Source organism: Halopseudomonas sp., assembly GCF_036960865.1.
In the GTDB taxonomy this organism is placed as follows: domain Bacteria; phylum Pseudomonadota; class Gammaproteobacteria; order Pseudomonadales; family Pseudomonadaceae; genus Halopseudomonas.
Window position 1 is genome coordinate 243,893 of the sequence record NZ_JBALWE010000008.1, and the last position, 10,273, is coordinate 254,165.

Here is a 10,273-nt window from a genome sequence, read left to right on the forward strand (position 1 = left end):
CAATGCCGGCCCTGATGTTGCTACCTGCGTCTTAGCGCTGGCTGACTACTGCGCTACTGGGCAGCTTGAAGGTCCAGAGCGTGCCGCCCTGGGTGAAGTTCTTTACCCGCTCGGCCACATGACCACCCCAAAGTGGCACCGCGCCGCCCCAGCCGGACATGACGGAAACGTACTGCTCACCGTCCATCTCCCAGGTGATGGGTGAACCGATAACGCCGGAGCCGGTGTTGAACTGCCACAGTTTTTCGCCGTTCTGTGCGTTGAACGCCATCAGGTAGCCTTCCGGGTTACCGGTAAAGACCAGATTACCCTTGGTGCTGAGTACGCCACCCCAGAGCGGAGCGGGGTTTTCGACACGCCACACCTCGTTGCCGGTTTTCGGATCCATCGCGCGCAGCACGCCAATGTACTCTTCGTTCAACGGCTTGATGGTGAAGCCCGCGCCCAGGTAGGCCGCGCCTTTTTTGTAGGCCGTGGATTCGTTCCAGATATCCATCCCCCACTCGTTGGAAGGCACGTAGAACAGGCCGGTGTCCTGGCTGTACGACATGGGCATCCAGTTCTTGCCCCCCAGGAAGGCCGGCGCAGTGAATACCTGATTGCCAGCATCGCCTGCCTCGGTAGGTGAACCGGGGCGGAAGTTATCGTCATAAATCGGCCGGCCCTTGTCATCCAGACCCTTGGCCCAGGTGATCTTGTCGACAAAGGGGAAGCCGCGAATGAAGTCGCCATTGGTGCGATTGAGCACATAGAAGAAACCGTTGCGGTCAGCGGTTGCTGCAGCCTTCACTTCCTTGCCGCCCTCCTGGTAGTTGAACGACACCAGCTCGTTCACGCCGTCAAAGTCCCAGCCATCGTGCGGGGTGGTCTGGAAGTGCCAGACGATCTCGCCGTTGTCCGGATTGAGCGCCAGGCGCGATGAGGAATAGAGGTTGTCGCCCTCGCGCAGGTGCGAGTTCCAGGGCGCCGGATTACCGGTACCAAACAGCAGCAGATTGGTCTCCGGGTCGTAGAAGCCGCCTAGCCAGGGCGCGCCGCCACCGGTCTTCCACAAATCGCCCGGCCAGCTGCGATTGGCCTCGCCACCGGAAATGCCGGCCTCAACCGGTTTGCCGTCCTTGTAGGTGTAGCCCATGTGCCCTTCGATGGTCGGGCGGGTCCAGAGCAGTTCACCGTTGCTCGGGTTGTAGGCTTCGATCTTGCCGACCACGCCAAACTCGCCGCCGGACACGCCGGTAATCAGCTTGCCGTTAACCACCAGCGGCGCGGCAGTGATCGAGTAGCCGGCTTTGTAGTCCGCCACGGTCTTGCGCCACACCACCTTGCCGGTGTCCTTGTTGAGCGCTACCAGCTTGGCGTCGAGGGTGCCGAAGATCACCAGATCGTCGATCAGTGCAACGCCGCGGTTGATCACATCACAACAGGGCATGATGCCGTCCGGCAGGCGCGCGTCGTACTGCCAGAGTTTGGTGCCGGTGCGGGCATCCACGGCAAAGACGCGTGAATAGGAGCCGGTGATGTACATCACTCCGTCCTTGATCATCGGTTGCGACTGCTGCCCGCGCTGCTTCTCGCCACCCAGCGAGAAGGCCCAGACTGGCTGCAGTTTGTCGACGTTATCGGTATTGAGCAGGGTCAGCGGGCTGTAGCGCTGGCCCTGAGTGCCCAGGCCGTTGGTCACGACCTGGCTGGTATTGGTGGCATCGCTGAGGATGTCGTCGTTGGTGACATTGGCCACCGCCAGGCCTGAAAGGCTCATGGCGGCGACCAGCGCTGTCAGCAGAAAGGGAGAGCGGGCACGTTGATTCATTGCTGCTACCTCTGAGGTGTATTGTTGTGTTGGTCAAGTCAGCGGTGAAACGGGAAATTTTCCCGCGTCCGATACCGATTCTTGGCCGACAGGCCCTCACCAACAATTAACCGCAGGGGTGATTTATCTCATCACTTGGTAGCACTACCCGCCCTGCCCTGCGGCGCCTCAGAAGCTGAAGCGCGCACCTACGGTCAGGTTGCGCCCGGGCAACAGCACCTCATCCTTGATAAAGGAGGTGTGCTGTCTGGCCTCCTCGTTCAGCAGGTTGTTACCGCGCAGGTACAGCAGGTAATCGCTGTCACCCAGCAGCCCGCGCCAACCCAGCCCGGCACTCAGGAGCGTGTAGCTGTCAGTAGCCATCTCGTAGTCGGCGGTATCGTCCTGACGCAGGATGCGGCTGGTTTCGACAAAGCCGAGCAGCGCCTGACTGAGCCGTTGGTCCACGCGCACACGAATGCGGTCAGCCGGGATACGCGGCAGATCACCGCCCGACTTCAGCTTGCCACGCACGTGGTCGCCGAACAGGCTGAGGCCGGTATTCGAGGTCGCCTGCCAGGCCACCCGCCCTTCCATGCCGTGCAGTACCGCATCGGCCTGGGTGTAAGCCACTTCGCGGTAACCGGCGCCGGGCGAGTGGCCGGTATCGGCGGCGTAGATGAAGTCATCGACCTGATTGCGGTATACGCTCAAATCAAAGGTTACCGGGCCGGCTGTACGGCGCAGCCCCAGCTCCAAGTTCAACGAGGTTTCTTCGTCGAGATCCGGGTCGCCCAACTCTATGGTGCGCGTGGCGGCATGCGGGCCGTTGGCGTAAAGCTCTTCGGCGACCGGCAGACGCTGCGAACGTGACAGGGAGCCGTAGAGGGCCAGGTTCGGCTGCCACTGCCAGCTGGCCCCGAAAGACACTGAGCTGCCGCTATGATCCGCGTCGTCGTTGCCCTCCTTCAACTCGATGCTTTGCCATTCCTGGCGCAGGCCAACCTCGTAGCGCCAGTCGCCGGTCTCATAGGACTCCAGCAAAAATAGCGCGCGATTATGGGTCAGTGATGGCGGCACGTAGGCCTCCTCCCCCACGGCGGCAAAGTCGCGCCGCGTCAGTTGGCTGCCCAACACACCACGCCAGCCGGCAACGGGATTGTGGGTCAGCTCAGCGCGCGCATCGGTACCGCGGTTGGTAAAGCGGGTGCCCACCTCGGCGCCTTCCATCTCACGGTGTTCGTAATCGGTGTCAGCCACGCGCACCCGAATGCGCTCGAAGCCGCTGAACGGATCGCTGTAGTCAGCGCGAAGGTCCCAACGGCGCTGCTGCATATCGATATAGGCATCTCCTTCGGCGTGCTCATGGTCGTGGTCGTCGTGATCATCAGCATCATCGTGCCCACCGTGGTCATGGCCCTCCTCCACACAGTGCCAGTCGGCGACGCCGTGGGTGTGGCAGTCGGCGTGCTCATGGGCGAGCAAGCCGTACTCGCGATCCTGCTGGCTGTAGGCCAGACCAAGGTAACCGCGCTGGGTAATCCAGCTGAGGCCCATGCCGGCGCTATCGGTATCGTTGTAGGCACCGGCCTGCCGCGAGGGATGACCCGGGATGCGATAAGGGTCGGCATCGCTGCGGCTGCCCTCAAAACGCGCGGCAAACTGGCCGGTGCCCACAGTCACCCCCAACGCACCGGCACGCTCATCGGCCACGCTGTTGCCGCGCAAATCCAGCTCGCCTTCGTAGCCACGCTCGGGTACGTAGGTCGGCACTCGGCGGTCGATCAGGTTGACCACGCCACCAATGGCACCACCGCCGTAGAGCAGGGTAGATGGACCCTTGAGCACTTCAACGCGCTCCAGCAGCGCGGTGTCTGCGGTGATGGCGTGATCCGGGCTGATGGCCGAGGCATCCAGCACATCCGCGCCGTCGCTCAAGACGCGCACCCGCGCGCCATCCAGCCCCCTGATTACCGGCCGGCTGGCGCCCGGCCCAAAGCCGCTGGCGCGCACGCCCGGCAAGGACTCCAGGCTGTCGCCGAGCGCTGTCTCGCGCTGTCCCACCCAGTCGTCGCCCTGCAGCACCGCGCTGGGCTGGATCATGTCTTCGGCGCTCTCCCCCAGCGCACTGGCACTGATCGTCATCGACGGCAACGCCTGAGGCTGCGCTTGTGCAAACAAGCTGGCTGGCGCGCCGAGGGCGGCCATGGTCAGTGCGACGGCCAATGGTGTCTTGCGATACGTCATATCTGCTCCCTTGGTTTACGGTTGGCTGCGGCACTCTTGCGGTGCCGCGGCAGCAGATAATATTTGTTATAACATAACAAATAAACCAGAAAAGCTGTTTCATTTTGTATTCGCCGTCAGCCCTGAGCATTACCAGGGCAGCGACGCCGCTTTATTGATACAGCTCTGGGCGCAGATAACGCAGACCGTATTGGGCATAAAGCTGCTCCATGCGGCCATCCAGAATCATGCTTTCGGCCACATCGGCCAGGGCGTAGGCCAGCTGCCGGTTGGAGTCGTGAACCGCCATGCCCAGCTCCCACACCTGCTTGCCGATACTGGGGTAGGCATTTTCGGTCAGGCGCATGCCAGCTTTAGGATGCTGCGCCAGCAGCCAGTCGATTTCCGCCTGGGTGCCCATTACGGCATTCACTTCACCGGCCAGCATGGCATCGAATGCCAGGCCCAGGGTGCGGTAATGGTGCGTGGAAGCGGCCAGCTGGCCGCGCATCACCGAGCCCAGATAGAAGGACGGTACCGAGTCTTCCTCTACCCCTACCGGGTAATACTGGAAGATCGCGATGCTGGGTACCGATTCGATCTTGCGCGGGTCGTAGGCTGCCTGCCAACGCTCACGCTGATAGGGCCCAAACATATGCACCAGCTCATGTGCCGGCAGTCCCAACTCGTCACGCTTGTTGCTGAACTCGCTATCGTAGGGTACCCGCAGCATCACATCGGCTACCTTGCCTGGGCGCAGGTAGTGCCCCTTCCACAGATGATTGCGCAGGTCGCCATCGATGGTCTCGTCCGCCAGCACCCACTGAATTTCCAGCCGTGTGCCCAGCTCGCTCGCCAGTGTTTGCGCGAGCTCCACATCGACTCCGCGCGGCTTGCCGTCCTGCATGAAGCTATAGGGCGGAAAGTCTTGATACAGGGCTACGCGCAGCACGCCAGAGGCGATGATCTCATCGTAATCACGGATGTGCGTGATGTTGAACGCCTGTGCCGGCAACGCCAGCAGCAAGCAGGCAAGCAACAGGCAGCGGCGCAGCATGGGCTTACTCCTCTACCGCGATGCTTTCCAGCCAGGTACGGATCGACCATAGCGCTTCCTGGCTGAGGAAGTCCGCCATCTTCGGCATGTACACCCGGCCATCACGGACCGCGCCGTTGATTACCCGCTCCTTGAACCACTCATCGCCATAGTCACCGACTTCCAGGTAGCGCAAGTCCGGGGTGATACCGCCGGAAATGCCTTCCAGACCGTGGCAGGCAGCACAGTTCTGATTATAGGCCGAGGCGCCGACCTTGATGGCCAGCTCATGCTGCGGGTGGCCTTCGCGGTAGGGGTTGGTATCTCGCCACTCCTCGCCCAGGGCTTCCAGCCCCTTGGTGTCTACCGATTGCGGGGTAACATTACCGTGGGCCAGCGCCTGACCGGCAACCAGCGCCAGCGTGCAAGCGGTCATTTTCAGTGCGTTCTTGTAATGGGTCATACTGCGTACCTCTTGGCCGTGTCGCTAACGGAAAAGCATTGCTGTCGACGGCCATGGTAGGAAGCCGCCGCAACCGACCCAATGCTGCTTTGGTGGCTCGAGGGTAGTTCGTTGGTAGTAGATGACATCCGCGAGCACCGCCACAACCCTTGCGCCAGAGCTCCCGCCAGCAGTGCAAAAACAAACTGCTACGCCTTTGGGTGTAATCCGCTGCATCCAAAGAAGCAGACTTCTTCGCCCCCTACCAAGCGCCAGAGGCCCGGGAATTTATCCCGCCGTGGCCGGGCCAATTTCCGTATCGCCCCTATCCCGGCACGCCCACCATGAGCCGTGGATCAGCCCCGCTGAGACTTCCAACGACCAACAGGAATCCTGCCATGAGAACAACAAGACACCCCGTGCTCACGCCCGTCAGCCAGGCCATCAAGGGCATCATCATTGCCGCCGGCCTTGGCCTTGCCGCCGCGCCGGTAGCTGCCGTACCAGTAAGCTGGGAAGATATTGCCAACGACCACCTGAGCACCAACAACGTACTGATGTACGGCATGGGCACCAACGCGCAGCGCTACAGTCCACTGCAACAGGTCAACAGTGAAAACGTGTTCAAACTCACGCCAGCCTGGTCCTACTCCTTCGGTGATGAAAAGCAGCGCGGCCAGGAATCTCAGGCCATCGTGCACGACGGCGTGATTTACGTCACAGGCTCCTACTCGCGACTATTTGCCCTGGATGCCAAGACCGGGCGCCGGCTGTGGAGCTATTCGCACCGCCTGCCCGACGACATCCGCCCCTGCTGTGACGTAGTCAACCGCGGCGCCGCCATCTACGGCGACAAGGTGTTTTTCGGCACTCTCGACGCCGGCATAGTGGCGCTCAACAAGGACACCGGCAAAGTCGCGTGGCGCAAGAAATTTGCCGACCACAAGGCCGGTTACACCATGACCGGCGCGCCGACCATCGTGCATGATCAAGTCACCGGCAAGGCACTGCTGATTCATGGCTCCTCAGGTGACGAGTTCGGGGTCGTCGGCAAGCTGTTTGCTCGCGACCCGGAAACCGGCGAGGAGGTTTGGATGCGCCCCTTCGTCGAAGGACACATGGGCCGCCTCAACGGAGAAGACAGCACACCGACCGGGGACATAAAGGCGCCATCCTGGCCGGATGATCCAGACTCACCCACCGGCAAGGTCGAGGCCTGGAGTCAGGGCGGCGGCGCGCCCTGGCAAAGTGCCAGTTTCGATGCCACCACCAACACCATCATCATCGGCGCCGGCAACCCGGCGCCCTGGAATGGCTGGGCGCGCACACCCAAAGACGGCCAGCCGGCTGACTACGACAGCCTTTACACCTCAGGCCAGGTTGGCGTGGATGCCACGACCGGCGAGGTGAAATGGTTCTACCAGCACACACCCAACGACACCTGGGACTTCTCCGGCAACAACGAACTGGTGCTCTTTGACTACGAGCAAGACGGCAAAAAAGTCCCGGCTACGGCGCACGCCGACCGCAACGGGTTCTTCTATGTGGTTGATCGCGACAACGGCAAGCTGATGAACGCCTTCCCCTTCGTCGACAACATCACCTGGGCTAGCCATATCGATCTGGAAACCGGCCGACCGGTCGAAAACCCGGGCCAGCGTCCACCGCGCCTCAAACCCGGTGAAGAGCGCAGTGAGGCAGTTGAGGTTTCGCCGCCATTCCTCGGCGGCAAGAACTGGAACCCCATGGCCTACAGCCAGGATACCGGGCTGTTCTACGTGCCGGCAAACCATTGGAAAGAGGACTACTGGACCGAAGAAGTCAGCTACAACAAGGGCTCCGCCTATCTGGGCATGGGCTTTCGCATCAAGCGCATGTATGACGATCACGTGGGCGTGCTACGTGCCATGAATCCGCAAACCGGCGAGATCGCCTGGGAGCACAAGGAGCCGCTGCCACTCTGGGCTGGCGTGCTGGCCACCGGCGGCAATCTGGTATTCACCGGTACCGGCGACGGCTTTTTCAAGGCCTTTGATGCCAAGACAGGCGAGCAGTTGTGGCAGTTTCAAACCGGCACCGGCGTTATCTCGCCACCCATCACCTGGGAACAGGACGGCGAGCAGTACATCGGCGTAACCACCGGGTACGGCGGCGCGGTGCCGCTGTGGGGTGGCGACATGGCCGAGCTGACCAAGCCCGTCGCCCAGGGCGGCTCCTTCTGGGTCTTCAAGTTGCCCGAATGGGCCAACGACTAACCCGCCATCGGCCCCGCCCGACTATCGGGCGGGCTCTGGAGAGCACCATGATCCCAATCACAAAGCTGGCCCTCATCTGCACCCTGAGCGCCATGGGCACGACGGCGGCGGCACAAAGTGCCGACATCGCCAGCGAAGACATTCAGACCCTGAACGGCTGCGCGCTGATTCCCGGCACCCGGTGCCCCGGAGTGGATCTGCGTAACGCTGACCTGCGTCACTTGGACCTGCGTAAAGCAGACCTTACCGGCGCGGACTTGCGCGATGCCGACCTGCGCCACAGCCAACTGGATCAAGCCAAGCTCGATCGAGCGCAGCTAGCCGGCGCCAATTTCAACCGGGCCAGCCTGCAGCAGACGGCCATGCGCGGCGCCAACGCCGAAGGCGCGAGCTTTCTCGGCATAGCCGGCTGGAACCTTACCGCGCAGGGGGCCAACTTCGACCGTGCCGATTTTACCGGCGCCAACCTGGAGTTCGCCAAGTTCAGTGGTGCCAGCCTGCAGCACAGCATCTTGCGCGCCGCCAACCTGGAAATGGCCTGGCTACCCAAGGCCAACCTGGCCGGAGCGGACTTGCGGGATGCCAATCTGCAGGAGGCCAAGTTCAACCATGCCAATCTGAGCGACGCCCATCTCAGCGGTGCCCGGCTGCACTACGGCAATTTTTTGAATGTCACAATGCAGAGCTGCACAGACTGCCCAACGGATTGGGAGTAAGCAACGTCAGGTAGGAACCTGTCCTCCCCACAATCAAAGTCGGCTACAATTGTTGAGGCCGCTGCAAGCCTCAACATGGGAAGTTATAATGCGGTCAGAAACAAAAAAGGCTTGCCGGCGAAACCGTGCAAGCCTTTGTTTTATCTGGTGCGCGAGCCCGGATTCGAACCGGGGACCTACCGCTTAGGAGGCGGTTTCAGGTGTATTTCAACACACACCACAAACATCTTTTTTCCTTAAAAATCAAAAACCTAAAAACCCACAAAGCGTCATAAAACACCGTGTTCATTCAGGGTATCGCTCAGATTTCGGGTATTAAAACGTGTATCATTTTGAAGATATCTTCAGCCTCCTGAGAACCTAAATGGCCAAGGCACTGAATAACCAAGATCTGATCCGCAAGCTCAAACCAAACCCTTTAAAACCCTTCTATCGACGTGCCGTACACAGCCATGTCGGGTCAGGACTATACGTCAAAGTCACAGCTGCAGCTGGGCGCAAATACGTTGCCCGTTACATCATCAAAGGTAAGCCTGTCGACGTGACGATCGGTAACGCAATGTCCATGACGTTACAGGAGGCCAAGGACAAACACCTAGAAGGTTACAATCTCGCAGCCGATGGGCTGGACCCACGCCTCTCCTGGCAAGCTCGGATCAAGTCAAACGAGCAGGCAACAACGATGCAGTCACTTTTTGACGAATGGCTGCAATTTTATGCCACAACCCCCAGCCAACGATCAAAACGAATTCCGGCCCCCAAAACGGTCAGGGAGCATCAGGCTCGCTGGAATCGATACTGCAAAGCCGAGCTCGGACCGTTGCTGGTGCGCGACGTCAACCGCCAGATACTCGTGCCATTTCTTAGAAAGCTAGCAACAACGGTCCCGGTTGAAGCTAGGCACCAACTAAATGTCCTGCGCGCAATGCTCAGCTATGCGGAAGACTGTCAGCTCATTGATGACAACGCTCTGCGCGGGGTTACATCAGGCAAAATTGGTGGCTCTGCGGGCGCCATAGGCAAGCGTTTCCTCACTGTTCCAGAAATAGTCCGCGTTTGGCAAACCCTGGAAATTCAGGAAGAAGCCGGTCTGCTCGGAAAGCATCTCAGCACAGCCATAAAGATTTTGATATTGACCGGCGCAAGACGCGATGAGGTTGCCGGCATGCGCTGGCAGGAACTCGACCTGCAATCAGGCACATGGGAAATTGATTCAGAAAGAACAAAAAACCGCCGTCCCCATACTGTTTACCTCGCACCCGAGACCATCCAGCTACTACAAAACGTGGAAATGCTCGAGGGCAACGACTTCGTATTCAGCGGGCAGGGCCGAGGAACTGCTATCCATCCCGATAGCGTCAACACGGTTATCGCCCGACTTCTGGGATCAAGTGCAAGCCGCGCAACTCACCCTGCTCCACTGCACGACCTAAAACCATTCTCACCACACGACCTTAGAAGATCAGCATCTACAGGATGGAGCCAACGCTGCGGGGCAACACGTGATGTTATCGAGAGTATGCTCAACCACTCGAAACCACGATTAGAGGAAACTTACAACAAAAATCGGCATCAGGAGGAGCAGAAACTTATCTGGCATGAGTGGGCCCATGTTGTTACTGCGGCACTGCTTGGATTCAATAGTGAATCCCCTGAATCAATCGCGCCCCTTGCCGCTGAACTAGCGGGCAAAAAAATGGCACCTTATTCGGCTGCACATTCCATCGTAAAGGGGCGGTCTCAATGACCAAGTGCAACACCTAAAGTAAGGTGTTGCCATGTCAAATCACTACACACATTTGCGCATTG

The 10,273-nt window shown here is 60.0% G+C and carries 7 protein-coding genes; 3 read left to right on the forward strand and 4 right to left on the reverse strand.

What is annotated here, in order from left to right:
- Window positions 1–31: 31 nt before the first annotated feature.
- The 4 genes from V7747_RS13365 to pedF form a co-directional block, all read right to left on the reverse strand.
- Window positions 32–1,810, reverse strand: a complete 1,779-nt coding sequence (locus tag V7747_RS13365) for a PQQ-dependent methanol/ethanol family dehydrogenase (RefSeq protein ID WP_335616514.1) — start codon at window positions 1,808–1,810, stop codon at window positions 32–34.
- Window positions 1,811–1,978: 168 nt separating this feature from the next.
- Window positions 1,979–4,036 carry a TonB-dependent receptor gene (locus tag V7747_RS13370; RefSeq protein WP_335616515.1) on the reverse strand — a complete coding sequence of 686 codons (2,058 nt, stop codon included), beginning with the start codon at window positions 4,034–4,036 and terminating at the stop codon, window positions 1,979–1,981.
- A gap of 151 nt (window positions 4,037–4,187) precedes the next feature.
- A complete protein-coding gene (locus V7747_RS13375; protein WP_335616516.1) occupies window positions 4,188–5,072 on the reverse strand; it encodes a substrate-binding periplasmic protein in 885 nt (294 codons plus the stop codon).
- Between the two features lie 4 nt (window positions 5,073–5,076).
- Entirely contained in the window at window positions 5,077–5,487 is a 411-nt protein-coding gene (pedF, locus tag V7747_RS13380) for a cytochrome c-550 PedF (protein ID WP_335616527.1), read from the reverse strand.
- A gap of 404 nt (window positions 5,488–5,891) precedes the next feature.
- Between pedF and exaA the strand changes: the two genes are divergently transcribed.
- From exaA to V7747_RS13395, 3 genes are all read left to right on the forward strand, one after another.
- Window positions 5,892–7,748, forward strand: a complete 1,857-nt coding sequence (gene exaA, locus V7747_RS13385) for a quinoprotein ethanol dehydrogenase (RefSeq protein ID WP_335616517.1) — start codon at window positions 5,892–5,894, stop codon at window positions 7,746–7,748.
- 47 nt (window positions 7,749–7,795) lie between these two features.
- Window positions 7,796–8,464, forward strand: a complete 669-nt coding sequence (locus V7747_RS13390) for a pentapeptide repeat-containing protein (protein ID WP_335616518.1) — start codon at window positions 7,796–7,798, stop codon at window positions 8,462–8,464.
- A 364-nt stretch (window positions 8,465–8,828) separates the two neighbouring features.
- A complete protein-coding gene (locus V7747_RS13395; RefSeq protein WP_335616519.1) occupies window positions 8,829–10,211 on the forward strand; it encodes a tyrosine-type recombinase/integrase in 1,383 nt (460 codons plus the stop codon).
- Window positions 10,212–10,273: the final 62 nt, after the last annotated feature.